Origin of the sequence: Nonomuraea pusilla (assembly GCF_900109355.1) — a bacterium.
In the GTDB taxonomy this organism is placed as follows: domain Bacteria; phylum Actinomycetota; class Actinomycetes; order Streptosporangiales; family Streptosporangiaceae; genus Nonomuraea; species Nonomuraea pusilla.
On the sequence record NZ_FOBF01000004.1, the window covers coordinates 494,119 to 520,220 of the forward strand.

26 protein-coding genes are annotated in these 26,102 nt (G+C 72.7%); 12 read left to right on the plus strand and 14 right to left on the minus strand.

All coding sequences use genetic code 11. From position 1 onward, the window contains the following. Positions 1-73 precede the first annotated feature (73 nt). Together BMX74_RS11215 and BMX74_RS11220 are read right to left on the minus strand one after the other, a co-directional pair. Positions 74-268: a DUF2795 domain-containing protein gene (locus BMX74_RS11215; protein ID WP_091100019.1), complete on the minus strand. Its 195-nt coding sequence runs from the start codon at positions 266-268 to the stop codon at positions 74-76. Continuing rightward, positions 265-1,140 (minus strand): glycosyltransferase family 2 protein, encoded by an 876-nt coding sequence (locus BMX74_RS11220; RefSeq protein ID WP_091100196.1) that lies wholly within the window; start codon positions 1,138-1,140, stop codon positions 265-267. Before BMX74_RS11220 ends, BMX74_RS11215 begins: the two co-directional genes overlap by 4 nt. Before the next feature lie 102 nt (positions 1,141-1,242). Here BMX74_RS11220 and BMX74_RS11225 point away from each other — a divergent pair, with 102 nt between their 5' ends. The 5 genes from BMX74_RS11225 (at position 1,243) to aspS (ending at position 6,926) form a co-directional block, all read left to right on the plus strand. Then, positions 1,243-1,875: a TetR/AcrR family transcriptional regulator gene (locus BMX74_RS11225; RefSeq protein WP_091100021.1), complete on the plus strand. Its 633-nt coding sequence runs from the start codon at positions 1,243-1,245 to the stop codon at positions 1,873-1,875. Then, positions 1,872-3,245 (plus strand): carotenoid oxygenase family protein, encoded by a 1,374-nt coding sequence (locus BMX74_RS11230; protein WP_055502978.1) that lies wholly within the window; start codon positions 1,872-1,874, stop codon positions 3,243-3,245. Before BMX74_RS11225 ends, BMX74_RS11230 begins: the two co-directional genes overlap by 4 nt. Positions 3,246-3,306: 61 nt before the next feature. Continuing rightward, the gene (gene cmk / locus BMX74_RS11235) at positions 3,307-3,963 is read left to right on the plus strand and encodes a (d)CMP kinase (RefSeq protein WP_236714679.1); all 657 of its coding nucleotides are present in this window, start codon (positions 3,307-3,309) and stop codon (positions 3,961-3,963) included. A 31-nt stretch (positions 3,964-3,994) separates the two neighbouring features. Further along, on the plus strand, positions 3,995-5,386 hold the full coding sequence (der, locus tag BMX74_RS11240) for a ribosome biogenesis GTPase Der (RefSeq protein ID WP_055502977.1): 1,392 nt from the start codon (positions 3,995-3,997) through the stop codon (positions 5,384-5,386). Positions 5,387-5,660: 274 nt separating this feature from the next. Continuing rightward, positions 5,661-6,926: an aspartate--tRNA(Asn) ligase gene (gene aspS / locus BMX74_RS11245; protein WP_091100024.1), complete on the plus strand. Its 1,266-nt coding sequence runs from the start codon at positions 5,661-5,663 to the stop codon at positions 6,924-6,926. 144 nt (positions 6,927-7,070) lie between these two features. Here the strand turns inward: aspS and BMX74_RS11250 are convergent, their stop codons facing one another. Together BMX74_RS11250 and BMX74_RS11260 are read right to left on the minus strand one after the other, a co-directional pair. After that, positions 7,071-7,949, minus strand: a complete 879-nt coding sequence (locus BMX74_RS11250) for an NmrA family NAD(P)-binding protein (protein WP_091100026.1) — start codon at positions 7,947-7,949, stop codon at positions 7,071-7,073. Between the two features lie 831 nt (positions 7,950-8,780). Next, the gene (locus BMX74_RS11260) at positions 8,781-9,188 is read right to left on the minus strand and encodes a RidA family protein (RefSeq protein WP_091100030.1); all 408 of its coding nucleotides are present in this window, start codon (positions 9,186-9,188) and stop codon (positions 8,781-8,783) included. 112 nt (positions 9,189-9,300) lie between these two features. On the opposite strand from BMX74_RS11260, the gene BMX74_RS11265 reads away from it, so the two are divergent. Next, on the plus strand, positions 9,301-9,681 hold the full coding sequence (locus BMX74_RS11265; protein WP_055502973.1) for a winged helix-turn-helix transcriptional regulator: 381 nt from the start codon (positions 9,301-9,303) through the stop codon (positions 9,679-9,681). A gap of 118 nt (positions 9,682-9,799) precedes the next feature. Here the strand turns inward: BMX74_RS11265 and BMX74_RS11270 are convergent, their stop codons facing one another. From BMX74_RS11270 to BMX74_RS11280, 3 genes are all read right to left on the minus strand, one after another. Next, on the minus strand, positions 9,800-11,518 hold the full coding sequence (locus tag BMX74_RS11270) for an MFS transporter (protein WP_091100032.1): 1,719 nt from the start codon (positions 11,516-11,518) through the stop codon (positions 9,800-9,802). Next, positions 11,515-12,168, minus strand: coding sequence for an LppX_LprAFG lipoprotein (locus tag BMX74_RS11275; RefSeq protein ID WP_055502971.1), 654 nt, complete (start codon positions 12,166-12,168; stop codon positions 11,515-11,517). The genes BMX74_RS11270 and BMX74_RS11275 overlap by 4 nt, the downstream gene beginning before the upstream one ends. Positions 12,169-12,257: 89 nt before the next feature. Then, positions 12,258-12,716, minus strand: a complete 459-nt coding sequence (locus BMX74_RS11280) for a MarR family winged helix-turn-helix transcriptional regulator (RefSeq protein ID WP_176573334.1) — start codon at positions 12,714-12,716, stop codon at positions 12,258-12,260. A 33-nt stretch (positions 12,717-12,749) separates the two neighbouring features. On the opposite strand from BMX74_RS11280, the gene BMX74_RS11285 reads away from it, so the two are divergent. After that, positions 12,750-13,682 (plus strand): cation diffusion facilitator family transporter, encoded by a 933-nt coding sequence (locus BMX74_RS11285; RefSeq protein ID WP_055502969.1) that lies wholly within the window; start codon positions 12,750-12,752, stop codon positions 13,680-13,682. On the opposite strand, the gene BMX74_RS43980 is transcribed toward BMX74_RS11285, so the two are convergent. The 4 genes from BMX74_RS43980 to BMX74_RS11300 all read right to left on the minus strand — a co-directional run bounded on the left by BMX74_RS43980 (position 13,673) and on the right by BMX74_RS11300 (position 16,662). Next, positions 13,673-13,849 carry a hypothetical protein gene (locus BMX74_RS43980; RefSeq protein WP_176573333.1) on the minus strand — a complete coding sequence of 59 codons (177 nt, stop codon included), beginning with the start codon at positions 13,847-13,849 and terminating at the stop codon, positions 13,673-13,675. The genes BMX74_RS11285 and BMX74_RS43980 overlap by 10 nt on opposite strands. Before the next feature lie 50 nt (positions 13,850-13,899). Beyond that, the gene (locus BMX74_RS11290; protein ID WP_091100035.1) at positions 13,900-15,117 is read right to left on the minus strand and encodes an FAD-dependent monooxygenase; all 1,218 of its coding nucleotides are present in this window, start codon (positions 15,115-15,117) and stop codon (positions 13,900-13,902) included. Positions 15,118-15,529: 412 nt separating this feature from the next. Then, positions 15,530-16,234, minus strand: coding sequence for a TetR/AcrR family transcriptional regulator (locus BMX74_RS11295; RefSeq protein ID WP_091100036.1), 705 nt, complete (start codon positions 16,232-16,234; stop codon positions 15,530-15,532). Continuing rightward, positions 16,231-16,662, minus strand: coding sequence for a hypothetical protein (locus BMX74_RS11300; protein ID WP_091100039.1), 432 nt, complete (start codon positions 16,660-16,662; stop codon positions 16,231-16,233). Before BMX74_RS11300 ends, BMX74_RS11295 begins: the two co-directional genes overlap by 4 nt. 978 nt (positions 16,663-17,640) lie before the next feature. On the opposite strand from BMX74_RS11300, the gene BMX74_RS46620 reads away from it, so the two are divergent. Continuing rightward, positions 17,641-17,940 carry a thiovarsolin family RiPP gene (locus tag BMX74_RS46620; RefSeq protein WP_420538126.1) on the plus strand — a complete coding sequence of 100 codons (300 nt, stop codon included), beginning with the start codon at positions 17,641-17,643 and terminating at the stop codon, positions 17,938-17,940. On the opposite strand, the gene BMX74_RS11305 is transcribed toward BMX74_RS46620, so the two are convergent. The 3 genes from BMX74_RS11305 to BMX74_RS11315 all read right to left on the minus strand — a co-directional run bounded on the left by BMX74_RS11305 (position 17,891) and on the right by BMX74_RS11315 (position 22,242). Continuing rightward, on the minus strand, positions 17,891-18,511 hold the full coding sequence (locus BMX74_RS11305; protein ID WP_236714678.1) for a 4'-phosphopantetheinyl transferase family protein: 621 nt from the start codon (positions 18,509-18,511) through the stop codon (positions 17,891-17,893). The genes BMX74_RS46620 and BMX74_RS11305 overlap by 50 nt on opposite strands. Positions 18,512-18,911: 400 nt before the next feature. Further along, positions 18,912-20,495 carry an alpha/beta hydrolase gene (locus tag BMX74_RS11310; RefSeq protein ID WP_218153934.1) on the minus strand — a complete coding sequence of 528 codons (1,584 nt, stop codon included), beginning with the start codon at positions 20,493-20,495 and terminating at the stop codon, positions 18,912-18,914. Between the two features lie 352 nt (positions 20,496-20,847). Continuing rightward, entirely contained in the window at positions 20,848-22,242 is a 1,395-nt protein-coding gene (locus BMX74_RS11315; RefSeq protein WP_055502965.1) for an aminopeptidase P family protein, read from the minus strand. A 177-nt stretch (positions 22,243-22,419) separates the two neighbouring features. Between BMX74_RS11315 and BMX74_RS11320 the strand changes: the two genes are divergently transcribed. The 4 genes from BMX74_RS11320 to BMX74_RS11335 all read left to right on the plus strand — a co-directional run bounded on the left by BMX74_RS11320 (position 22,420) and on the right by BMX74_RS11335 (position 26,096). After that, positions 22,420-22,848 (plus strand): CBS domain-containing protein, encoded by a 429-nt coding sequence (locus BMX74_RS11320; RefSeq protein ID WP_091100199.1) that lies wholly within the window; start codon positions 22,420-22,422, stop codon positions 22,846-22,848. Positions 22,849-22,869: 21 nt separating this feature from the next. Next, on the plus strand, positions 22,870-23,541 hold the full coding sequence (locus BMX74_RS11325) for a hypothetical protein (protein ID WP_143078617.1): 672 nt from the start codon (positions 22,870-22,872) through the stop codon (positions 23,539-23,541). Positions 23,542-23,613: 72 nt separating this feature from the next. Continuing rightward, positions 23,614-24,387: a cyclase family protein gene (locus tag BMX74_RS11330; RefSeq protein ID WP_055502963.1), complete on the plus strand. Its 774-nt coding sequence runs from the start codon at positions 23,614-23,616 to the stop codon at positions 24,385-24,387. Then, entirely contained in the window at positions 24,384-26,096 is a 1,713-nt protein-coding gene (locus BMX74_RS11335; protein ID WP_091100045.1) for a thiamine pyrophosphate-binding protein, read from the plus strand. Before BMX74_RS11330 ends, BMX74_RS11335 begins: the two co-directional genes overlap by 4 nt. Positions 26,097-26,102: the final 6 nt, after the last annotated feature.

The following is a 26,102-nucleotide window of genomic DNA, read 5'->3' on the forward strand; positions in this document are numbered from 1 at the left end:
CGCTGGCGGCGGTGCGCGGGCGGTGGGGGCGCGGCGCGGCCGTCCTGGGCGTCGGCGCGCCGCGCGTCGGTGTTCAGCGTTCGGTGACCGCCTCGCTGACGGCGTTCGGGCCGTCGTACTGGCGGTCGGGCATGGCTTCCAGGGCCTTGACGATGTCGTCGCCCGCGCCGTGCTCGCGGGCGGCTCTGACGAGGTCGTCCTTGCCGGCCGGGTAGTCGACGCCGGACAGGTGTTTCTGCAGCTGGATCGGGTTCGGTGCGTTGCTCATAGGACGCCTGGTACCCGGGGGCCGGCGGGGTAACGGGCGGGCCGGTCCAGCAGGTCCCTGGCCCGCTCCACGGCGGGCGGCAGCGGGCGGCGCGCGGCCAGCGCCGGACGCAGCCTGGGCGCGGCGTCGCGCAGCCCGCGCAGGCCCGCCCGCCCGCCGCCGAGGGCCGCCACCGCCCGCCTGGCCACCACGCTCCACGGACGCCGCAGCACGGCCGTCAGCAGCGCGTTGCGGACGGCCAGCGCCCGTCTGGCCTCCGGGTCGCGTGACGACGGCGACGGGTGGTGGTGCGCCACGACGCCGTCCACGTAGGACAGCCCCCAGCCGGCCGCGGCCAGGTCGAGGGCGAGGCGTTCCTCCTCGCCGAAGAAGAACAGCACGTCGTCGAAGCCGCCCGCCCGCAGGAAGGCGTCCCTGCGCACGACCGCGCCGCAGGCGAGGAAGCCGAGGACGCCGGGGCCGGGCAGGTCGTCCTCGACGCCGAGCGGCGAGCGGGCCATCTCCTGCGAGACCGGGTCGAGCCGTTCCTCGGGGCCGACGAGGACGCGGGCGCCCAGCAGGGCCAGCCGCGGGTGGGCGTCGAACACGTCGGCGGCCAGGTCGAGCGCGCCGGGCGCCCACCAGGAGTCGTCGTCGGCGAAGGCGACGTACGGCGTCCTGGCCAGGCGCGCGCCGAGGTTGCGGGCGGGTGCGCCGAGGTTGGCGCCCGCCTCGACGAGGTGCACGTCGGGGAAGTGGCGACGGACGAAGCCCGGGGTGCCGTCGGTGGAGCCGTTGTCCACGAGGATCACCGGGCGCGGGTGCAGGGGCAGCGACCTCGCCAGCGCCCGCAGCCGGTTCCTGGTGGCCACGACCACCGTCACGCGTTCCACCACGTCCGCCCTCTACCCGTATGTGCAGGCTTGACGCGATGTACGGCGAGGCGTACAAAGGCGGTAACAGTGTTACCGCCAAGAAACGGTGTTACCCGAACGATGGAACTCTCCGCGTACCTCCAGGCCCAGCGGGAGGGGCAGGACGCTGTCAGGACGGCCGTGCTCGACGCCGCCAAGCGGCTGCTCGTCTCGGAAGGCCCGGTGGCGCTGACGGTGCGGCGCATCGCCGCCGAGGTCGGCTGCTCGACGAAGGTCATCTACACCCTCTTCGGCGGCAAGGACGGCCTCCTCGACGCGCTGTGGACCGAGGGGTTCGCCAGGTTCGAGCGCTGGCTGGGCGACGCCGGCGACGGCGGCTCCGACGACCCGCTCGCCCGGCTCCAGGCCGGAGCCGAGGCCTACCGCGCGTACGCGCTGGCCGAGCCCGACTACTACCGGCTCATGTTCCAGCGCGCCATCCCCGGGTACCGCCCAAGCGCCGCCGCCGCGACCACGGCCAAGAGGACCTTCGAGATGCTGGTCCGCGGCGTGGAGGCCTGCCTGGAGGCGGGCGTGCTGCGGGGCGGCACCGCCGCCGAGATCGCCGACGTGCTGTGGATGGCCATGCACGGCGCGGTCAGCCTGGAGCTCTCGGGCTTCTTCGACGACGCCGGGGCGGCACGGAGGTTCCGCCTGCTGCACACCTCGGTGCTCACCCCCTTCCTGGCCTCCGACGAGAGGATCACGCCATGACCACCCAGCCCTCCGCCCGCACGCCCTTCAAGGGCGGGTTCGCCCCGGTGACCGAGGAGGTGACCGCCTTCGACCTGGAGGTGACCGGCCGCATCCCCGCCGAGCTGAACGGCCGCTACCTGCGCAACGGCCCCAACCCGCTCAGCCTCGACGACCCCAGCGCCTCCCACCTGTTCATCGGCGAGGGCATGGTGCACGGCGTGCGCCTGCGCGACGGCCGCGCCGAGTGGTACCGCAACCGGTGGGTGCGCAGCGCCGAGGTCGCGCGGCGGCTCGGGGAGGAGCCGAGGCCGGGGCCCGTGCACGCCGGCATGGACTTCGCCGCCAACACCCACGTCATCGGCCTGGCCGGCCGCACGTTCGCCTGCGTGGAGGCGGGGGCGCTGCCGTACGAGCTGAGCTACGAGCTCGACACGATCGGCCCCAGCGACTTCGGCGGCGGCCTGCCGGGCGGGTTCGCCGCGCACACCCACCTCGACCCGGGCACCGGCGAACTGCACGCCCTGGCCTACTTCTTCGGCTGGGACCACCACCAGCACCTCGTGCTCGACCGGAAGGGCACGGTGACGCAGGTCAGGAACATCCCCGTCGCCGACGCGCCCATGCTGCACGACTTCGCGCTCACCGAACGGTACGTCGTGATCTACGACCTGCCGGTGACGTTCAGCATGGCCCACGCCGAGCGGGGCGTGAAGCTGCCGTACGCGTGGAACGAGGACCACGGCGCGCGCGTCGGGCTGCTCTCGCGCGAGACGGGCGACGTGCGGTGGGTGGAGGTCCCGCAGTGCTGGGTCTTCCACACCCTCAACGCCTACGACGACGGCGACCAGGTGGTGGTGGACGTGGTCCGCTACCCGAGGCGGTTCGTGGACGCCCGGCTCGACCTGGGCGGCTCGCCCACGCTCGACCGCTGGCGGATCGACCCGCGCGCCGGCACCGTCACCGAGACGCGGCTGGACGACCGGCCGCAGGAGTTCCCGCGCATGGACGAGCGGCTCACCGGCCGCCCGTACCGCTACGGCTACACCGTCACCACGACCGACCTCAAGGACGTCTTCCCCGAGGAGCAGGAGATGGAGGCGCTGCCGGACGACGCCTTCGACAACACGCTCATCAAGCACGACCTGGAGCGCGGCACGGGCGAGGCGCGGGTGTTCGGCCGGGGCGCGTACGTCGGTGAGCCGGTGTTCGTGGACGCGGGCGAGGCCGAGGACGACGGGTACGTGATGTCCTTCGTCAACAACCCCGACAGGGGCGCGGCCGACCTGGTGATCCTGTCGGCGCAGGACTTCACCGGCGACCCCGTGGCCGTCGTGCACCTGCCGGCCAGGGTGCCGCTCGGCTTCCACGGGAGCTGGATCGCCGACTGAACGAATGCTCCCGACGCGGTAGCCTCTTCAGGTTGGACGTCAACGTGAAGAGGGAGAGGCCGTGGCCGGTCTGGTCGTCGCCATGGACGGCCCTTCGGGGTCGGGCAAGTCGAGCGTCTCGCGCGGGGTCGCCCGCGCGCTGGGCCTGCGTTACCTCGACACCGGGGCCATGTACCGCGCGATGACCTGGTGGATGCTGCGGCAGGGGGTCGACGTCGCCGACGCCGCCGCCGTCGCGGCCCGCTGCGGCGAGCCGGCCCTCGTGTCCGGCACCGACCCCGATGCCCCCGCCATCCACGTCGACGGCGTCGACGTCGCGGGGCCCATCAGGCAGGCCGACGTCACCGGCGCCGTCTCCGCGGTCGCCGCCGTGCCCGAGGTGCGGCGGCGGCTCGTCGCGCTCCAGCGGGAGATCGTCGGCGACGGCGACATCGTGGTCGAGGGCCGTGACATCGGCACGGTCGTCTGCCCCGACGCCGGCGTCAAGGTCTACCTGACGGCGAGCGCCGAGGCGCGCGCCAGGCGGCGCAGCGCCGAGGTCACGGGCTCCACGGTGGAGGCGCAGCAGGCCGACATGGCCAGGCGTGACACCCTGGACTCAACACGCACGACCGATCCACTCTCGATGGCGGCTGGCGCCGTCGAGCTCGACACCACGGAGCTGACCCTCGACGAGGTCATCGCCGAGGTGCTGAGACTGGTCAAGGAGCGCACCTGACCGGTGCGGTACTCATTAAGGACGAAATATCGTGTCAACGGGGGATTGGGTCGAGGCCGAGCTCGACGACCTTGAGATCACCGAACACGACGACAGCACCCCGCTGCCCGTCGTGGCCATCGTGGGCCGCCCGAACGTCGGCAAGTCCACCCTGGTCAACCGCATCATCGGCCGCCGCGAGGCGGTCGTCGAAGACGTGCCCGGCGTCACCCGCGACCGCGTGACGTACGACGGCAACTGGCGCGGGCGGCGCTTCACCGTCGTCGACACCGGCGGCTGGGACCCCGACGCCACCGGCATGGGCCTGCGCATCGCCGAGCAGGCGCAGGTCGCCGTCGAGCTGGCCGACGTCATCGTGTTCGTCGTCGACGCCACCGTGGGCGCCACCGACGCCGACGAGATCGTCGGCTCCGTGCTGCGCCAGTCCGGCAAGCCCGTCATCCTGGCCGCCAACAAGGTCGACAACCAGCAGCTCGAACTGGAGGCCGCGGCGCTGTGGTCGCTCGGCCTCGGCGAGCCGTACCCCGTCTCCGCCCTGCACGGCCGCGCCAGCGGCGACCTGCTCGACGTCGTCCTCGACGCGCTGCCCGAGACGCCCGCCCAGACGTTCGGCACCGTGCGCGGGCCCGCCAGGGTCGCGCTGCTCGGCAAGCCGAACGTCGGCAAGTCCTCCCTGCTCAACAAGCTCGCGGGGGAGGAGCGGGTGCTCGTCGACCCCATGGCCGGCACCACCCGCGACCCCGTCGACGAGCTGATCGAGCTGGGCGGGCGCACCTGGCGCTTCGTCGACACCGCCGGCATCCGGCGGCGCGACCGCGAGCTGCAGGGCGCCGACTTCTACGCCGCCATGCGCACCAGGGCCGCGCTCGAACGGTGCGAGGTGGCGATCGTCCTCATCGACGCCAGCGAGCCGCTCACCGAGCAGGACCTCCGCATCATCGGCCTGGTCATCGAGTCCGGGCGGGCGATGGTGGTGGCCTTCAACAAGTGGGACCTCGTCGACGAGGACCGCCGCTACTACCTGGAGAAGGAGATCGACCGGCAGCTCGTCCGCACCCCGTGGGCGCTGCGGGTCAACATCTCCGCCATGACCGGGCGGCACGTCGACCGGCTCGTCCCGGCGCTGGAGAAGGCGCTCGACTCGTGGTCCACGCGGGTGCCCACGGCCAGGCTCAACGCGTTCCTGACCGAGCTCGTCCAGCAGACGCCGCCTCCCGTCCGCGGCGGCAAGCAGCCGAAGATCCTGTTCGCCACGCAGGCGTCCGTCGAGCCGCCCAAGTTCGTGCTGTTCACGTCCGGGTGGCTGGAGGAGACGTACCGGCGCTTCATCGAACGGCGCATCCGCGAGGAGTTCGGCTTCGCCGGGTCCCCGATCGAGGTCACCATGAAGATCCGCGAGAAGCGCCCCAAGAAGGACAAGTGACCCGCGTCAGGAGTTAGGATCTGACGCAAACGTTGACGGAGACGAGTAGCCAGCGGGCCGCACGGGCCCAGAGAGCCGCCGGAAGCTGCGAAGGCGGCCCCGTGTCCCGCTGGTGAAGACACTCCCGAGTGCGGGGAGGAAATGCCCCGCCGGTCCGACCCCCGTCATCGGGTCATCGAGGCCGCCCCTCGCGGGCGGTGAAAGTGCGGTGGCACCGGGAGCTCCCTTCTCCCCCGCACTCCCAAGGGGTCATGCACTTCCTTGAGGAGCTGTAATGATCTCTCGTGTCCTGTCGGCGGAGCTCGCGCAGCACGCCGGCCAACGAGTGACGATCGCCGGCTGGGTGCACCGCCGGCGACACCTGAAGTCCGTCTCCTTCCTCGTCGTCCGCGACCGCTCCGGGCTGGCCCAGGCCGTCACCGACCTGCCCGACCTGCCCACCGAGGAGAGCGTCGTCGAGGTCACCGGCACCGTCGAGGTCAACTCGCGCGCCCCCGGCGGCGTCGAGCTGGTCCGGCCCGAGATCGAGGTCGTGTCCGCGCCCGCCGAGGCGCCCCCGTTCGACCTGTACCGTCCCGTGGTCACCGCGTCGCTCCCGACCGTGCTCGACCACGCGCCGGTGACACTGCGCCATCCGCGCCTGCGGGCGCCGCTGGAGATCTCCGCGGCGAGCGTCGCCGGGTTCCGCCAGGCGCTCGACCGGCTCGGCTTCACCGAGATCCACACGCCGAAGATCGTCGCCTCGGCCACCGAGTCCGGCGCGAACGTGTTCGGCATCGACTACTTCGGCCGGCCCGCCTACCTCGCCCAGTCGCCCCAGTTCTACAAGCAGGCGATGGTCGGCGTGTTCGAGCGGGTGTACGAGGTGGGGCCGGTCTTCCGGGCCGAACCCCACGACACCGTCCGCCACCTCGCCCAGTACACCAGCCTCGACGCCGAACTCGGCTTCGTCCGCGACCACCGCGACGTCATGGCGGTGCTGCGCGAGGCCGTCGCCGGCATGCTGGAGTCGGTACGCGCCCGCGCCTCCCACGCCGTGGAACTGCTCGGCGCAGCCCTGCCCGAGGTGCCCGCCGAGATCCCGGCCGTGCACTTCAGCGAGGCGCAGCGGCTGACCGGTGAGTCGGAGCCCGACCTCTCGCCCGCCCAGGAACGGTGGCTGTCGGAGTGGGCGCTGCGCGAACACGGCTCCGAGTTCCTGTTCGTCACCGGCTACCCGATGGCCAAACGGCCCTTCTACACCCACCCCGACCCCGACAGGCCCGGCTACACCAACGGTTTCGACCTGCTGTTCCGCGGCCTCGAACTGGTGACGGGCGGGCAGCGGCTCCACCGGTACGACGACTACGTGCGGGCCCTCGCCGAGCGCGGGGAGTCGCTGGAGCCGTACGAGGGCTACCTGCAGGCGTTCCGCTACGGGATGCCGCCGCACGGCGGGTTCGCGCTCGGCCTGGAACGCTGGACGGCCCGCCTCACCGGGGCCGCCAACATCCGCCAGACGACGGCGTTCCCGAGGGACCTGCACCGCCTCTCACCCTGACCTCCGGGCGCACGCGCGGGGGCGGCGTCCCTCGCGCGTGCGTCCCCCGCGGGTCCTTCGCGGGTCCTTCGCGGGTCCTTCGCGGGTCCTTCGCGGGTTCTCCGCGGGTCCTTCGCGGGTCCGCCTGGGACGACGCGGTGGCGCTCAGGCGAGGACAGCGGGTTTGAGCACCTCCTCGCACCACTGCCGGAAGCCGGTGGGCGTGGTGGACCGCGGGCTGCGCGGCTCGGCGTCGTAGGCGCCCCGTTCGACCGCGGCCGCCATGTCCACGATTCCCCGCGCCCAGGCCTCGGTCATGCCGTGCCGCGTCAGGGTGGCCACGTAGGCATCGCCGGGAACCTGCTGGAAGCGGACGGGTCGCCCCAGCACCTGCGACATGATCTCGGCCATGTCGTGGTGGGACAGGTCCTCGGGGCCGTGGATCGGCACGCTGTCCTGTCCGCTCCAGGAGTCGTCGAGCAGCAGCTCGGCCGCGATCGCGGCGATGTCACGCGTGGAGCAGACGGGGACCTTGTGATCCCCGGACACCGGCGAGAAGAAGACGCCCTGGCTCCTGATCGGCTCGACCTGCTGGAGCAGGTTCTCCATGAACCCCGGCGGGCACAGCGAGCGGTAGCTCACACCGGTGCTCTCGACCAGATCGTCCATGGCGAAGATCGCGGAGATCTGCCCGGCGTTCCTGGCCGTCCCGCGCCCCAGGCTGGAGACACCGATCACGCGCTTGACGCCCTGGCTGGTGATCGCCTCGCACAGCGGGCGGACGAAGTCCAGGGTGTGGCCCGGGATGCTGCGGGCGCGCGGGTTCGGAGGCACGAGCCAGAACACGGTGTCAGCGCCGGTCAGGGCGTCGTTGACGACGCCGACGTCGTCGGTCGATCCCCGTACGATCTCGACGCGCTCGCGTACCTGAGGGGGAAGGCGCGACGGCTCCCGCGCTATCACCCGGATCGGTTCCCCTGAGGTGAGGACGTTCGCGAGGACCTGGCTGCCGATCTGGCCGGTGGGAGTGGTGATGACGATCACAAGACCTCATTTCCGGAACCGGAACTCCAATTCCTGTTGGCCTCGCGCACGTTACGGAACTAAGATTCCGGTTGTCAAGCGGCGCTGAAGGCCTGGGAGCGACGACCGAGACCGGACGACCTGGAACGGGAGCACATCCAGCAGCAGAACGCCCAGTTCGCCGAGGCCCGCACCGGCATCATCGACCACGCCGTGGCGACCCCCATGGGCATCGCGGACGGCGCCGTCGCGGGCGTCTCGCATCATGGACCGCGCCGTCCCGGCCTTCAGGCGCATCATGGACGGCGCCGTCCCGGCCTTCGGGCGCATCATGGACCGTGCTGTCGCGGCGGTCATGCGGATCGTGGGCCGTGCTGTCGCGCCCTTCAGGGGGATCATCCACCCCCGCCGTCGAGGCCGGCCGGGTGCGCGCCGGCCTCACCGTCGCCGAGTTCACCACGGTGGCCGGCGGCATCATCTCCACCATGTCCTTCAAGCCGTCGGCGCCGCGGACCGGCGGCGCCACCTCCAGCTCGCGCTCGACGGCATCGGCGAACCCCCGGAAGGCGCCGCCGAGGCAGGCCGCGCACCTCGCCGCCCCGCCGGTGCCGGCCCAACAAGCCGCGGGAGATGGAGGGTGCGCCACCTGGACCCGCCTGTATCGCCCGATCGAACCTCCCGGCCGCCCTCTCGGCGCGCCTCGGCCCCGGCGCCGCGCTGCCGGATCTCGGCGAATCCTTCTTCGGGTACTCCGGCGCCGGCTCGAACAGCTCTGCCCCCGGGGGCCGGCGCCTGACCCCGGCCGCGCCAGGGTCGGGCAGCGATGCGCCGGCCAACGCGGAGCGCGCGCGTTCAGTCGATGATCGCCGTGGCCTCGACCTCGACCAGGTGCTCGGGAACGTCCAGCGCCGCGACGCCCAGCAGCGTGCCCGGCGGCACCGGCGTGACGCCCAGCTTCGCGGCCGCCCGCGAGATGCCCTCCATGAGCTGGGGCATCTTGTCGGGAGTCCAGCCGACGACGTGGATGGTCAGTTTCGCCACGTCGTCGAAGGACGCCCCGACCCCGGCCAGGGCGGTGCCGACGTTGAGGTAGCACTGCTCGACCTGGGCCGCGAGGTCGCCGACGCCGACCGTGACCCCGTCGGCGTCCCAGGCGACCTGCCCCGCGATGAAGACGAGCTTCGACCCGGTCGCGATCGACACCTGCCGGTAGGCGTCGATCTGCGGCAATCCAGGGGGGTTCACCAGCGTGATGGCCATGCGCATATCTCCTTGTCCATGAGGGCTGTTTGCTCTCTTGTGGTTACTTGGAAACTGTAGGAGAGTGTGCGATGACATGGAAGAACGCACTTTTCAGTGACCGAGGAACCTCATGGTGACCAAACAGTTCACGGGCTCGCCCCAGGACGCCGACCTGACCCGCGCCGACTCGCTCGCCCGCGAGATCTTCTCGGACGTCGCCAACAAGTGGGCCCTCCTGATCATCGAGGCCCTGGGGGACGGCACCCTGCGCTTCAGCGAGCTGCGGGGCGAGATCGAGGGCATCAGCCACAAGATGCTCACCCAGAACCTGCGCATGCTGGAACGCAACGGCCTGGTCGAGCGGACCGTGCACCCCACCGTGCCGCCGCGGGTCGAGTACACCCTCACCGAGCCGGGCCGGGGCCTGCGGGCGACGGTTGACGCCATGTGCGACTGGACCCACCGCTACCTCGGAGACATCGAGGACTCCCGCCGCCGCTTCGACGCCTGACCGGTGCGGCCTGCCTGAAGGCGAGCGGCATGAGCGGGGCGCGGGGCGCCCGGCCACCGGTGGGGGCCGCCTCGCCTGGCCCCCTGTCGCCGGGCCAGGCCCGTAGCCGGAGAACAGCTCAGGCGTGGAGGCCGGAGGAGCGGTCGTCGGAGCCACCGGGGGTCCGGACCGGCGCGTACGTCCGCGGCGTGAACGTCGCGACGGCCGCCCCGAGCAGGCAGATGACGGCCGTCACGAGGAACATCTCGGTGTACTCCACATGGAGGGCCGACTGCACGGCCTCGGTGTAGTCGGCCAGCCTGCGCTGGTAGACGCCGGGGTCGACGCCGAACGGCAGCGGCGTGTCCAGGTGCGCCGTGAGCGACTGGAAGCGGTGGAAACCCCAGGCCGACACGGCGGCGAGCCCGATCAGCATGCCCATCATCCTGGCCACGACCACCGCGGCCGCCGCCACGCCGTGCTGCGCGGACGGGGTCACCCTCAGCGCCGCCGCCGAGACCGGCGCGATGACCAGGCCGAGTCCCAGCCCGGCGATCACCAGGGCGGCGTCGACGGCCAGGCCCGCGCCGGCCAGGTCGCGCGGCCACCGGCTCATCAGCACGTACCCGGCCGCCGCCACCAGCATCCCGCAGACGACCACCGCCCGCTCACCGGCCCCGCGCCCGGACCGGCGGGCCAGCAGGCCGCCCGCCAGCGCCCCCACCGGCAGCGCGAGCAGGAACCTGGCCAGCATCAGGGACGCCCCCAGTGCGTCGGCGCCGAGCAGCGTCTGCGCCGTGAACTGCACGAACACCATGGTCACCAGCAGCGCCGCACCGGTCAGGAAGCTCACCGCCAGGGTGGCGAGCAGCGGCCCCTTGCGGGTGCCCGACAGGTCGAGCAGGCGCACCGGCGAACGGATCTCCCACCACACGAAGACGGCTCCGGCCACCAGCCCCGCCGCGAGCAGCGGCAGCCCCCAGGGCGGCAGCACGGCCCGGGCGGGATCGGGGTTGTAAAGCCCGGCGACCAGCGCCCCGAGCGCCAGCGCCAGCAACGCCCCACCCACCACGTCCACCCGCGACCGCCCCTGCCCGCGGCCGGGCGCCTCTCCCGCCGCGTCCACCCGCGACTCAGCCTGCCCGCGGCCGGGCGCCTCCTCCACCATGTCCGTTCGCGACAGGGCGGGGGAGCGGGCGTCGGTGCCGGGCGGGCCCGCCGGGACGGCGCGGTGGACGGCGAAGGCGGCCAGGGCCGCCAGCGGCACGTTGACCCAGAAGATCGCGTGCCAGCCGCCCAGCTCCACCCCCAGCACGCCGAACCCGGGGGCCAGCGCCAGCAGCCCCCCGTAGAGCGGGCCGAGCGCGCTGCCGAGCTCCTGCGCCGCGCCCACCGCGCCCAGCGCCACCGGCCGCTCACGCTCGTCCCACAGGTCGCCGATCAGCGCCATCGTGATGGGCAGCAGCGCGCCGCCCGCCACCCCCTGCACCGTACGCCCCGCCACCACGGCGGCCTCCCCGGCGGCGAGCGCCGTCAGCACCGAGCCGGCCGCGAACGCCGCCAGGCACAGGTGGATGAGCGGACGCCTGCCGTAACGGTCGGAGAGCTGCCCGAGCAGCGGCATCGCCGCGACGTACCCCAGCAGGAAGCCGGTGACGACGGGGGTGGCGCGTTCGAGATGGTTGAGCGGGATGCCCACGTCGGCGGCGATGTCGATCAGGACCGTCACCACGACGTACGCGTCGAGCGCGGCGAGCAGCACCACCGCGCCGCCCGCGCCGAGGATCACCCGGCGGGCCCGCCCCTGACGCGGGTCGCTCGCGCGCCCGGCGAGCTGATCGCGGGGTGCGGTGCTCATCCGGCGGGCGGCGTGATCGTGACGGCGGCGTCGTAGTCGCTGAACTCCACCGTCACCGTGCCCCCCTGCAGCGGCAGGCTGGCCTTGGTGAGGCGGGAGGTGGACCTGTCGATCCAGACGGTGCCGTTCACCCCCTGCGTGACGCCCGGGACGATCTGCCCGACCACCTGCCCGGGGAAGCTCGTGGCCACCTTGTACGCGCCGCCCTCCTCGCCCTCGACCCTGGGGTCGGCGGCCGCGGTGAGCAGCCCCGCGACGCCCTTCGTCGGCTCCAGGATCACGGACGGGTCGTAGAACTGCGCGAGCTGCTGCCGGGTCATCTTCTGGTAGCCGCCCGTCGGGCCCTTGAAGTGCACCGTGTCGCCCACCAGGGCGAAGCTGACCTCCTGGAGGGTGCCCAGCACGTCGAGCGTGAGGGTGCCGTCGGCGTCGCCCGCCGCCGTGAGCCTGCCGTCGGCCTTCTTGAGCGGCACGTTGGGCTTGCCCTCGGTGGAGATGGAGAAGGCGGCCGACTTGACCGCCTTCATGGCCTCCGCGGCCTTCTTCATGAGGTCGGGCCCCGCGGGCAGGGCGTCGGCGCCGCCCGACGAGCAGGCCGACAGGACCGGCGCCAGCGCGAGCAGGGCGACGACGAGCAGCTTTCGGAGCATGAGCGGATCGTAGCGAGCGGCCGCGACGACCGCGCGCGACCACCGGTATCGGTTGGATGTCTATCGGCCGGATCTCCGGTGGCTGGAGCTCAGCGCAGCTTCTTCAGCTGCTCGACGATCGGCTCGTACGCCGCCGTGAGCGCGTCGAGCTGGTCGTCGGTCAGGCGGTCGACGAAGTGCTCCCGCACGCCCGCCACGTGGAACGGCGCCACCCGCTGGATCGTGTCCCAGCCCTCGTCGGTGAGCACCGCGAACGTCCCGCGCCGGTCGTCGCGGCAGTCCTCCCTGGTGACGAGGCCCTTGGCCTCCATGCGGGAGATCTGGTGCGACAGCCGGCTGCGCGACTGGATGGTGGCGTCGGCCAGGTCGCTCATGCGCATCCTGCGGCCGGGGCTCTCGGACAGGTTGACGAGGATCTCGTAGTCGTTGAGCGAGAGCGCGTGCTCCTGCAACTCGCGGTCGAGGCGGTGCATGAGCAGCTTGTGCACCGCGAGGTGGGTACGCCAGGCCCGCTGTTCGGCGGGCGAGAGCCAGCGAGGCGCGCTCATGATCTCCAATCTAGCGCACGTACAGTGATCGGTATGGCGGACAAGTCGGGGGAGAGCCTGGCCACGGTCCTCGTGGCCGGCGCCGCGAACCTCGCCATCGCGCTGGCCAAGCTCGTGGCCGGCCTGATCGGCGGCTCGGCGGCGATGCTGTCGGAGGCGGCCCACTCGGCCGCCGACACCGTCACCGAGCTGCTGCTCCTCGTGTCGGTACGCCGCGCGGGCAAACCACCGGACGAACGCCACCCCTTCGGGTACGGCAAGGCGGGCTTCTTCTGGGCCATGATGGCCGCGATCGCCACCCTGGTCGGCGGGGCCGGGTTCTCCATCACGCACGGCGTGCACGAGATCAGCGCGGGCGAGAGACTCGGGAACCTCACGCCCTCGTACATCGTGCTGGCCGTGTCGTTCGCGCTGGAGGCCGTCTCGCTGACGCGGGCGCTGACGCAGCTGCGGAAGGAGGCGGGGGCGTACGACGTGTCGCCGGTGCGGCTGCTGCGGGTCACGTCCGACACGGCGCTGAAGGCGGTGCTGTTCGAGGACGCGGCGGCGCTCGCGGGGCTGATCATCGCCGCGGCCGGACTGCTCGGCTGGCAGGTGACCGGATCGCCCGTCTGGGACGGCGCCGCGTCCGTCGGCATCGGGCTGCTCCTGCTGGTGGTCGCCCTGACACTCATCCAGTCGAACCTGTCGCTGCTCATCGGCCAGGCCGCCCCGCGGCAGGTGGAGACCGGCATCAGGGCGGTGCTCCTGGCCCAGCCCGAGGTGGAGGACGTGGTCGAGCTGCTCACCATGATGATCGGCCCGGGAGACATCCTCGTCGCCGCCAAGATCGATTTCAGGGACGAGGCCACCGCCGCGGGCGTGGAACTCGCCTGCGACGAGGTCGACCGGCGGCTGCGCGAACGCTTCCCCGGAGTCGTCCAGGTCTTCCTCGACCCCACGCCGACCCGCCGCCGTCAGGTGTAGGCCATGACGATCGCCACGCCCACGACATGCATGATCACTACTGCGACGAGCAGGGAGACGAACACGAACTTGGCCGGACCGTGCTCGAAGGTCTTGCCCTCCTCGAGCGGCTTGCGCTTGGCCACGCGGTCGGCGATGCGCTCCTCGACCGACTTCTTGTAGAACATACCCCTAGGGTATCCGCGGGCCTGCGTCGTCGGCCGCGCGGCGGGGTGGATCAGCGGGCGGGCGTCCGCTCCTGGTGGCCGGCGGGCGCGTTCCTGGACACCGCCCTGCTCACCGACCGGACGATCCGGCCCACCGTCCGGTCCGCCGCCTCGTCCAAGCGGTAGTAAAGCTCAGGCGGTACGTGCGGGAGCAGCCGCGAGTGCCGCATGCTGAGCAGCCTGACCAGGTGCGGCATGGGCAGACCCGCGTAGCGCGGGAAGTCCTCGTACCACTGGGCGCTGCGGCGGGCGGCGCGCTGCGCGGCCCGCATCCTCCCCCTGGCCCGCCGCTCGTAGCGGGCGAGGGCCGTCTCGATCCGCGGGCTCACGCGCAGCGCGTGGGCGAGGATGGCGGCGTCCTCCAGGGCGAGGCTGGTGCCGGAGCCGACCGAGTAGTGCGTCGTGTGCGCGGCGTCCCCCACCAGGACGAGGTTGCCGCGGCACCACCTGCGGTTCGCCACCGTGCGGAAGTTCAGCCAGTGCGCGGTGCTCCCTGACCGCTCCCGCCCGATCAGCGGGTGGCCGTCCAGCAGCTCGGCGAAGATCCTCTCCAGGGCCGCCAGGCTGCCGGACTCGCTCGCGCGGTCGAGCCCGAGGCCCCTCCAGGTGTCCGGCGCGCATTCGACCACGCAGGTGCTGCGCTCGGTGCTGTACGGGTAGCCGTAGCACCAGATCCAGCCGTGCGGGGTCTCCTTGAAGACGAACGTGAAGGCGTCGAGCACCTTGGTGGTGCCGAGCCACAGGTAGAGGTTCCGGCCGGTCGTGATCTCGGTGCCGAAGTGGTCGGGGTGGCGGCTGCGCAGGGTGCTGTTGACGCCGTCGCCCGCGACGACGAGGTCGGCGCCCGCCAGCCGGCCCTCGTCGTCGATCTCCTGCTCGTACCGGACACGCACGCCGAGCTCCACCGCCTGGTCGGCCAGGATGCGGAGGAGCGCGCGCCGTTCGATCCCGAACCCCTCGTCGCCGTACTCGGCGGTCATGGCGTCGTGGTCGCGTACGTGTACCCAGCGCCGCCACCGGACCGAACTGCCCTGGATGGCGAGCGCCGACTCGGGGTCGGCGCTGTGGAGGTTCCCGAGCAGGACGTTCGAGTAGGTCACGCCCCAGCCGTACGTGGAGCCCGCGGGGCGCCGCTCGTACACGGTGACCTCGTGGGATGGGTCCATCCGTTTCATGAGGATCGAGAAGTAGAGGCCGGCGGGCCCGCCGCCGACGCAGGAGATCTTCATCGCCACCCCCTGTAGCGCATCGTCGCCAATGTATCACTTAGGGTAACATTCTGGGAATTGTGGCCTGGGTCGGCACCGTCAGTACGATCTCGCCGGTGACCCGCCCGCACTCCTGCGGCCTGGCCGCGTCCGCCGGCGGCAACACCGAACCGATGACGGGCACAGCAGCCCCGCGCGGTGCCGCGACCTGCTTCATCGACCCGTGGTCGGCCTCGACGGAACAGCGGTCGCCGCCGCGTCCAGTGGCTGTCGCCGCCGGTCTCGACCGGAAGCGCGGCCGACGGTGCGGGTCGTCGCCCTGGTGAAGCCCTGCCGGCCCAGGCCGCAAGCGTTGATCGGGAGGCGCCGCCGGGGGCTCAGGTTGTAGGGGCCGGTCGGGGGTGTCGCTGCTGGTGCGGGTTGTCGGCGTCGATCAGGAAGCGTCGCGGGCGGTGCGGGTTGTCGGCGTCGGCCGGGAAGCGCCCTGGGAGATGCCGGTGAGTCGATGCTCGAAGCCGGTGACCATGGCGCGCAGGCCCGTGTCGAACCAGTGGTCGTAGAAGGCGGCGGCAGCGTCGCCGGTGTCGGTGTCGGTGTCGGTGTCGGCGGGCGGGGGCGGCTCGTCCGTGCCGGGTGGCGTGCCGACCTGGGCGAGCGCGTGGCCGAGGACGTAGACGCCGACCGACTGGACGGCCAGCAGCGCGTCCTGCGGCTCGATGCCGGAGGCGGCGAACCGTTCGAGTAGGCCGGCCAGCAGGGCGGTGCCGGTCTCGACGTCCACGGGGTGGGTGGCGAGCAGCGGCACGGCGTGCGGGTGGGCGAGCAGCGTGCCGCGGTAGGCGGCGGCGAAGCGGATCAGCGCGTCGGCCCAGCCGTCCTCCCGTAGGGGTTCGGCGACGGCCTCGGCGAACAGGTGGTCGACGACCGCCGCCAGGAGGGCGTCGCGGTTCGGGACGTGCCGGTACAGCGACATCGCGGCGACGCCGAGCTGGGCGCCCACACGGCGCATGGTCAGGGCGTCGAGGCCTTCCGCGTCCAGCACGTCGACGGCCGCGGTGACGATGCGCTCGCGGGTGAGCAGGGCCGGCCGGCCGCCGCGTCCGGTCCTCGCCTCCTGCCGGCGGGTCGGCTGGGTCATGGGGCCAGGGTAGCGGTGAGCGTGGTGCCCAGCATCACCACGGACAGCACGCCCACCACCATGTGCTGGACGTCGATGACGACGTCACGGCCCTCCGCCGGAAGGATCTTCAGGGTTCGGGCGTAGTCGCGCCGGTAGGACTCGCGCTGGGCGGCGGTGCTGACGCCGAAGTAGGGCAGCCACCAGCTGGTGACGTGGCCGACCATGATCAGGCAGCACAGGACGCTGGCCGCGATCAGCGACCACCGCTGGTTCGCGGCGACACCGGCCGCGATGAGCAGCGGGAACGGATAGTTGATCAAAGCAGCCGTGATCCGCTCACGGTGGTTGCCAGGGGTCAGGTCGTTGAGCGGGAACATCGGGACCCACTCGGTCAGCACCAGCCAGCCCAGCCAGACGAACGGGACGATGAACGCGACCGTGGACACATCACACCTCTAGGGGAAAGCTCGTTTGCGTACGGCGTAAGTTTACGACGTACGCAAACCTGTTTCAACGTGATACCTGCTGACGTCTCGGCCGCCCGGAACGCTGGCTCGCCCGAGGCTGTCGCGGCGAGGTGCGCGGGCGGCTCCCGGTGCGGGGCGCTGGCTTGCGCCTTTGGCGCGGCGAAGCGTGCGTGTGACGTGGCGAAGCGTGCGTGGCTCGCGCTGTCGGTCCGCACGTCAGGCCCGGTGAAGTGGCGCGGCGTCCCCTGGTGCCGGACCGGGGGAGCTGGCGCGGCGTCCCCTCGTGCCGGACCGGGCGAGCTGGCGCGTTCGGCTCTGGCGTGAGGCGCGATGTGCAGTGACATGCGGCGCGGTGGGGACGATGCGCGGTGACCCGCGAGGCGGTGTCCGCTATGTCCCGTGTGGGATGGGGCGAGCTGTGGGGTGTGTCGGCCTGTGGGGCGGCGCCCGGTGTGGGCGGTCGCGGGCCGGTGGTCGTGGCGCTCAGGCCGGGTCGCTCGGTGTTGACGCCGACGGCACAACGTCAGGAGGAGGGGTGGCACTCGGGAAAGGTCGCGGGGGTTGCCGGGCTGGATTGGCGGCGTGGTGACGTTTGGGGGACTCGCTCGCGGTGTCGGGCGGTCGCGGGCTGGGGGGCGTAGCGCCAAGGCCATGTCCTCACACCGTGTCCCTCGGTGCTGAGGCCGCCCGCACAGGTCAGGAGGAGAGGTCGCACGCGACGGAGGCTGCGGGGGTTGCCGGGCTGGAATCGCGGCGTGGTGCTCGCCCCCGGCACGGAGGCGCAGCCGCTCTCGGGGCTCCCTCTCGCTCGCCTGGGCGGTGTCTCGGGGCGTGCCTACGGTACGGGCTGGTCACGTCGAGGGGGCGCGTCCTCCGCTGCCGGTTCTGGCCCCACGGTTACCGGTACCGGTGCATCGCCTACCGTTTCTGTCCTGTGCCTACGGCCCGCTTGTGAGCGTGCGAGGCGCTGGCTCGTACGTGTGCGCTGGGCCTCGGCTTGTGAGCGTGCGAGGCGCTGGCTCGTACGTGTGCGCTGGGCCTCGGCTTGTGAGCGTGCGAGGCGCTGGCTCGTACATGCATGCTGGGCCTCGGCTTGTGAGCGTGCGAGGCGCTGGCTCGTACGTGTGCGCTGGGCGTCGGTTCGTGGTGCGTGCTTCGGCGTCGGTCTGTGAGGTGGGTTCGCTGCTGCGGGCCCTCGCGGCCGGGGTCAGTCGGTGTGGAGGGGTAAGGCGGCTCGGTGTGCCGGTGTGTCGGTGATCACGGATACCCGGATGTCGGGGCTCTCCGCCCATTCCAGGAGGTGGCGGCCGGTCAGCAGGTGCGCGGCCGGCGCGTTCATCCGGTCGAGTGTCAGCTCACCTCGCTTGATCAGGGCCTCCTTGCGCGTCCAGTACGTGATCAGCTCGTCGTTCCCGGTGACGAGCGCGCGTTCGGAGGGGGCGAGCACGTGGCCGGCCAGCCGCTCGTCCAGGGGGCCAGGCGGCACGCGCTCGGCGTCGACGCCGACCCGGCCGGGGCCTGCCGCGGCGCAGACGTAGCCGCGGGTGTGGCTGAGGCTGACGCCCAGTTCGGGCGCCTCCGCGATGTACGGCCTGCCGTGCCCGGGGCCGTGCACCTTGCAGTGCTGGAGCAGCGTCAGCGCGGCCGGGTCGGCGTCCAGGGCGGCGGCGGCGCACAGCCGTGCCAGGAGGTGCGCGGCCGTGAACGACTGCCGGTCCGCCTCGAACCTGAACCTGGCCGCCCTCTCCCGTTCCGTGCCGGTGAGCCAGCTCTCTGGCGCGCGAACCTCGTCGGGCCGCCCGCCCATGGCCACCGCCTCGGTCAACACCTCATGGATGGAAGCCCTCCGGGTGGACCCCCCTTGGATGGAAGCCCTCTGGGTGGACGCCCCCTGGCCGGACGGCGCCTCGATGGACGGCCCCTGGATGGATGGCCTCTCAGGGGATGTCTGGTGGGGTGGGGTGTCGGTCGCCCAGGTGCCGGGGAGGCGCCTGTCAGGTGCCGGGGGTCGGGGTGTGCCGGGGTGGGGGGCTGAGGTGTCGATCGCTGGTTCTCCGTTCCGCCGTTCCTCGCCGTCTGCGCGCCTGATGGTGGGGCGTCCCTAGTCTGTCCTGTTTTGATGGGGCTGGCACCTGCCGTCGAGTGTTTCTGGTTCCGGGAGGTGGTGACGGCGGCACTCCAGGTGCCGCCGTCACTCTGCTCGGTGGGCTGTCACCCCGCCCGTACGGTCATCGGGTGAAGGACGGCGTCACGGGGCGGACGAAGCCGGGCAGACCCGGGATCGGGCCGGGGAAGGTGGGGGTGCGCAGCTGGGACACCTCAGCCGGAGGCACCGCCGCGCACCTGGTGCCCTTGGCGGGTGGCGTGAGGGAGATCAGGTAGGCGTCGATCGGGGCGGTGGTGCACTCGCTGCGGCCGTAGACGCCGTGGCCCCACCCCTCGTACGTGATGAACCGCGCCTCGCGCCCGATCTGGCGCGCGGCGTTGACCGCCCACGGGTAGGCGGTGGCCGGGTCGTGCAGGGCGTTGGTCATGAGGATCGGCCCGCTGCCGTCGACCCGGAGGCGGTGCTGCGGGTTGGGGATCGGTGCGGGCTGGCCGAGGCAGCGGGTCACCAGCGGCATGCCGACGGCGCTGATCCGCATGTCGGGCGCGATCGCCTCGGACCGGCGCATGAGCCGGGCGTACTCGCGGTAGTCGCGCACCGGGAGCAGGAAGTCCTGGCAGAAGACCTGCGAGGCGTCGTTGACGACGTCCTCGGCCGTCGCGGACGACGGCACGGTGAACGGCGTGGCGAGCGGGGTGGCCGACGGCACGCCGGTGTCGAGCTCCACCAGCAGGTCGGCCAGCTCCTTGAAGCCGGGGTCGTACAGCCAGCGGGTCGCGCGCTGGATGACGTACAGCGGCGGGACCTTGATCTCGGGGTTTCCGGGCAGGGACAGCTCGCCCCGCTCGGCGCGCGCCAGCAGGCCGGCCCAGAGGGCGCGGACGTCCTTGCCGTGCAGCGCGCAGGTGGTGGTCCGCTCGCACCAGGCGACGAACTCGTCGAAGGAGTCCTGAGACGTCCACGCCTCGGTCTCGACGAAGGCGCGGGTGCCCAGGCTGTGGTCCATGTTGCTGTCGAGCGCGAGGGCGCGTACGCGCTGCGGGAAGCGCTCGGCGTACAGCTGGCCGATCAGGGTGCCGTACGAGATGCCGTAGTAGGTGAGCTTCTCGTCGCCGAGCGCGGCGCGCAGGGTGTCGAGGTCGCGTACGACGCTGCCGGTGTCGACGTGGTCGAACACCGGGCCCGTACGGGACCTGCAGTCCTGGCGGTAGCGCTCGTTGGCGGCGAGCAGCGCGTCGAAGTCGGCCTGGCTGCGCACCTGTAAGGGGTCGACGCCCCGCATGGCGAGGTCGCGCGAGCAGAGGACGGGGCTGCTGCGGCCGACCCCGCGCGGGTCGAAGCCGACGACGTCGAAGCGGCGTCTGACCTCGGGGGTGAGGCTGAGCCAGTCGTGGACGACGGCGTCGACCCCGGAGCCGCCCGGACCACCAGGGTTGATCACCACCGAGCCGATCCTGGCGGCGGGGTCGGTGGCCTTGCGGCGCGCCAGGGCCAGCGCGAACGTCTGGCCGCCGGGGTTGTTCCAGTCGACCGGCACCGTGATGGTGCCGCACTCCGCGCTCGCGTCCTCCGGGCAGGGGGACCAGGAGATGGGCTTCGACGCCCCGGCCGGGGCGTCGGGGACGGCCGCGGCGGCGGGGGCCGCCGGGGCCAGCGGCGCGGCGAGCGCGAGCAGGAGGCTGAGGACCGTGACGTGTCTTCGCACAGGGCGTCCAATCGTCGGGGACCCCGATTGTGACTCGACACGGCTCGTAAGATCATCAGACTGGAGTATGAAAATCCGCCTCATACCTGGGTCGGCCCCCCAGTAGGACAAGGGGCCAGGGAAACGAGCCGCGCCGGCGCGCCACCCGCCCGGTCCGGACGCACCCGCTCGTGCGTTCTGTCCAGGGGAAGGGCGTTCGCCGCTTCGATCAGTAGCGGAACGTGCCAGTGGAAGTCGGGAGCCTGAACCGCGAGCACGGCGAGCCGGCTGCTGGGGATCGACGGTGTCGGCATGCCCCTCCCCTTCCTGGCCCCCCGGGTCTTCCCGAGGGGTCGGCCGGTTCGGGGACGGGTCAGGGGAGGAGGGCGGACATCCAGGATTCGACGGCGTCCGGGTCGCGGGGGAGGGACGAGGACATGAGGGTGGCGCCGTCGGACGTCACCACCAGGTCGTCCTCGATGCGGATCCCGATGCCGCGCAGTTCCTCGGGCAGCGTCAGGTCGTCGGGCTGGAAGTACAGGCCGGGCTCCACGGTCAGGACGTGGCCCTCCTCCAGCACGCCGTCCAGGTAGACCTCGGCGCGCGACCTGGCGCAGTCGTGCACGTCGAGGCCGAGCATGTGGCCGCTGCTGCAGAGCGTGTAGCGGCGGTAGAGGCCGGTCTCCATCAGCGTGTCGGGGGAGTCCTTGAGCACGCCCCAGTCGTGCAGGCCCTCGCAGATGACCCGCATGGCGGCGAGGTGGAAGTCGCGGAAGCGGGCGCCGGGCCTGAGGGTGGCGATGGCGGCGTCCTGCGCCGCGAGCACCAGTTCGTACGCCTGCCGCTGCACCGGGCTGAACCGGCCGGACAGGGGGAGTGTGCGGGTGACGTCGGCGGTGTAGAGGGTGTCGGTCTCGACTCCCGCGTCGAGGAGGAGCAGGTTCGCCGGGTCGAGCCCGCCGTCGTTGCGGATCCAGTGCAGGACGCAGGCGTGCGCGCCGGAGGCGACGATGCTCTCGTAGCCGACGGCGTTGCCCTCGAGGCGCGAGCGCAGGCCGAACACGCCCTCCAGGTACCGCTCGCCGCGCGGGTGGGCGAGCGCCTGCGGCAGGGCGCGCACGACGTCCTCGAAGCCGCGCCCGGTCGCGTCGACGGCGTGCTGGAGCTCGCCGACCTCCCACTCGTCCTTGACGAGCCGCATCTCCGACAGGAACGACTCCAGTTCGGCGTCGCCGTCGCCGCGCGGCGCGCGGGCGTCCACGGACGGGTCGACGCCGCGCAGCACCCGGGCGGGGCGGGCGAGGTCGAGGTCGCGGATGTGGGCGCACTCGATCTGGTACAGCTCGGCGGCCTCGGCGAGGTCGGGGCGGCGGCCCACCCAGAACTCGCCGTAGCGGCGGTCGCGGTAGAACTCCTCGCCCTCGTCGCGGGGCGAGCGCGGGCGCAGGTACAGCCGCGCCTCGCCGGACGGTTCGACGACCAGCACGTCGTCGGGCTCGCCGGCGCCCGTCAGGTACGAGTAGGCGCTGTGCGGCCTGAACCGGTAGTCGCAGTCGTTGCTGCGCACCTTGAGCGTCCCGGACGGGATGACGAGCCGCTCGCCGGGGAAGCGGGCCGCGAGGGCGGCGCGCCGCTTGGCGGCCCAGGGCGCGACGGGCAGCGGCGCGATGCCGGTGTGCCGGGTGTCGGCCCATCCGGTACGCATGAACTCCGCCAGCTCCGGGGTGATGGGAAGGTCGTGGCTCCCGGTGTTGAGCGGCTCGGTCATGGGCGTCCTCTCACTCAGTGGTATTTCACATACTCAGCTCGTCGGGAGGCAGCCTATGTCACTCCTTGACGGGGTCCCCACCCGGTTGTTTGCCTTGGAGGAAGGCAAGGGCACGGCGCGGACCGCGGGCACCTCCCGGGGCCCGGCCGGGGACTACGAAGGTCAGAGGTGGTGCACATGCTCATCGGGACGATCCTGCGGGCCAAGGGCAGCGAGGTGGCGACCGTCGCGCCCGGCTCGACGGTGCGCGAACTGCTCGCGGTCCTCGCCGAACGCAACATCGGCGCCGTCGTCGTCTCCTCCGACGGTCTCACCATCGACGGCATCGTCTCGGAGCGGGACGTCGTGCGCCGGCTGAACGACCGCGGCGCCGAGATCCTCGACGGGCCGGTGTCGGTGATCATGACGACGGAGGTGCGCACGGTCGGGCCGGGCGACAACGTCGAGGAGCTACGCCGCACGATGACCAACCACCGGGTCAGGCACATGCCGGTCGTCGAGAACGGCGTGCTGACCGGCATCGTCAGCATCGGCGACGTGGTCAAGAGCGCCATCGAGGAGCTGGAGTCGGAGAACGCGTCGCTCGTCGACTACCTCCACCGTTGACGGGGATGGCAGGCTTGGCCCGTGATGTACGGGCCGCCTGAGTACCCCCGGGCCACGAGCAGTCCCACGGTCATCCTGCTCGTCTCCGGCCTCACCGGGCTGCTCGGCTTCATGCTGGGCGTCTTCGTGGGGTTCGGGGCGGGCGAGCCGTCGGCCGAGCCCTCGCCCAGGGTGACCGTCACGATGGAGCAGACCGATCCTCCGGGGTCGCCGCCCCAGGACCCGTCCGCGCAGGCCGGCACCGCGGCCCCGGCCACCCCTCCCGCGCAGCCGGACCCGGCCCGGTCCGATCCGGCACAGCCGAACCCCACGCAGCCGAACTCCGCGCAGCCGGATCCTGGGCAGCCCGGCCCCGACCAGTCCGGCCAGGCCCAGCCCGATCCGGCCCGGTCGGGGCCGGGCCAGACAGGACCCGGTCAGACAGGACCCGGTCAGACAGGGCCCGCCCGGGGCGGCGCCGCCTCGCTCAGGACGTTCACGGTCGGCGTGGACATCCAGCCCGGCACCTACCGCACCACCGGCCCCGCGCCGGGCGCGACCCGCTGCTACTGGGCCCGCCTGACCGGCACCGCCGCCCAGCCGGGCGAGGTGATCGCCGCGGGCATGCCGTCCGGCCCCGCGACGGTCACCATCGAGCCCGGTGACAAGGTGTTCCAGACGGGCGGCTGCGCCGAGTGGACCAGGGCCGTCTGACACCGGCACGGAGGATTGCACCGGCGGGACCGGGCGTAGGAGGATGCGCCTCAGCCCACCTAGGAGGATGACATGTCGGTGCTGCAGAGCCTCGTGGACAGCGTGCGAGCAGGGGCGATCGAGGTGATCGACCTGACCGCGCCCCTGTCGCGGGAGACGCCGATCCTCCAGCTCCCCGAGCCGTTCGGCAACACGATCCCGTTCCGCCTGGAGGAGATCAGCCGCTACGACGACCGCGGCCCCGCCTGGTACTGGAACGACATCCACACGGGCGAGCACACCGGCACGCACTTCGACGCGCCGGTCCACTGGGTCACCGGCCGCGACGGCGAGGACGTCTCCCAGGTGCCCGCGCGGAGCCTGATCGCCCCCGCCGTCGTCCTCGACCTCTCCGCCGAGGCCGCCAAGGACGCCGACTTCCTCCTGCAGGTCGACCACGTCAAGGAGTGGGAGCGGGCCAACGGCGCGCTGCCCGAGGGCGGCTGGCTGCTGTACCGCACCGGCTGGGACTCCCGGTCGGGCGACCAGGGCGCGTTCCTCAACGCCGACGAGACCGGCCCGCACACCCCCGGCATCTCGGTGGAGTGCGCGCGCTGGCTGGGCGAGGAGACGCCGATCCTCGGCGTGGGCGTCGAGACCGTCGGCACCGACGCGGGCGCCGCGCACTCCTTCGACCCGCCCTTCCCGTGCCACTCGTTCCTGCTGGGCGCGGGCAAGTACGGCCTGACGCAGCTGCGCAACCTCGACCGCCTGCCCGTGCGGGGCGCGGTCGTCGTGGCGCCGCCGCTGCCCATCGTGGGCGGTTCTGGCAGCCCGGTGCGGGTCCTCGCGCTGGTCGAGCGATGACGGTCGCGCGGGCGGTCGGACGGGTGCTCGCCGCCTGCGGCGCCGACACCGTCTTCTGCGTGGTCGGCAGCGGCAACTTCCACGTCACGAACGCCCTGGTCGAGCAGGGGGTACGCTTCGTCGCCGCCCGGCACGAGGGCGGGGCGGCCACGATGGCCGACGCGTACGTGCGGGTGAGCGGCAGGCCCGCCGTCGTCTCCGTGCACCAGGGCCCCGGCCTGACGAACGCCGTGACGGGCCTGGCCGAGGCCGCCAAGAGCCGCACCCCGCTGGTCGTCCTGGCGGGTGAGGCGACCGACCCGCGCTCCAACTTCCACATCGACCAGGACGCCCTGGCCGCCGCCGTGGGCGCGGTGCCGATGCGGGTGGCCTCGCCGCGGGCCGCCGCGGCGACGGCACTGGAGGCGTTCCGCCTGGCCTGGTCCGAGCGGCGCACGGTGCTGCTGAACCTGCCGCTCGACGTGCAGGCCGCGCCCGCGCCGCCCACCGAGGAGGTGGAGGAGGAGGCGCGGCGGCTGTTCCCCGGCGTGGCGGACCGGTCGGGCGCCGTCCCGTCCGGCGCCGAGCTGCGTGAGCTGGTGCGGCTGCTGCTGGCGGCGCGGCGTCCGGTGTTCGTCGCGGGGCGCGGCGCGAGGCACGCCCGGCGGGAGCTGGAGGAGCTGGCGGGGCTGACGGGCGCGCTGACGGCGACGTCGGCGGTGGCCAAGGGGCTGTTCCGCGGCAGCCCCTGGGACCTCGACGTGAGCGGCGGCTTCGCCACCCCGCTCGCGGCCGAGCTGATCGCGGGCGCCGACCTGATCGTGGGCTGGGGCTGCGCGCTCAACATGTGGACGACCAGGCACGGCTCCCTGGTGGGGCCCGGCGCCACGGTGGTGCAGGTCGATCTGGACCGGGCGGCCGCGGGCGCGCACGTCCCGGTCCGTCTGGCCGTGACGGGCGACGTGGCGACGGTGGCGAGGGCGGCGGCCGAGGAGGTGGCGGCGCTCGCCCGGCGGCCCGCGCAGGAGGCGGCGGGTGGGGAACCGGCGGGGGAGGCGAGGCCCGGCGTGCGCGGTTACCGCTCGCCGGAGCTGGCGCGCCGCATCGCGGCGGAGGGTCGCTGGCGGGACGTGCCGTACGAGGACGAGAGCGGTGAGGGCGGGATCGACCCGAGGACGTTCACGATCGGGCTGGACGACCTGCTGCCCGCCGAGCGGATCATCAGCATCGATTCCGGAAATTTCATGGGATATCCGTCGATGTTGATGGATGTCCCGGATGAGGGTGGGTTCTGCTTCACGCAGGCGTTCCAGTCCGTCGGGCTGGGGCTGGCCACCGCGATCGGCGCCGCCCTGGCGCGTCCCGACCGCCTGCCCGTGGCGGCGCTCGGCGACGGCGGCGCGCTGATGGGCGCCGCCGAGCTGGAGACCGTGGTCAGGCTGGGCCTGCCCATGGTGGTCGTCGTGTACGACGACGAGGCGTACGGCGCCGAGGTGCACCACTTCGGCCCGCACGGGCACCCGCTGGACACCGTCACCTTCCCGCCCGCCGACCTCGCGGCCGTCGCGAGGGGCCACGGCTTCGCCGCCGTCACCGTCACCCGCCCCTCCGACCTCGACGGCGTCGCCAGGTGGCTGGAGGGGCCGCGCGACCGTCCCCTGCTGGTGCACGGCAAGGTCACGGGCAGGCGCGGCGCCTGGTGGCTGGAGGAGGCCTTCAAGGGCCACTGAGGGGAG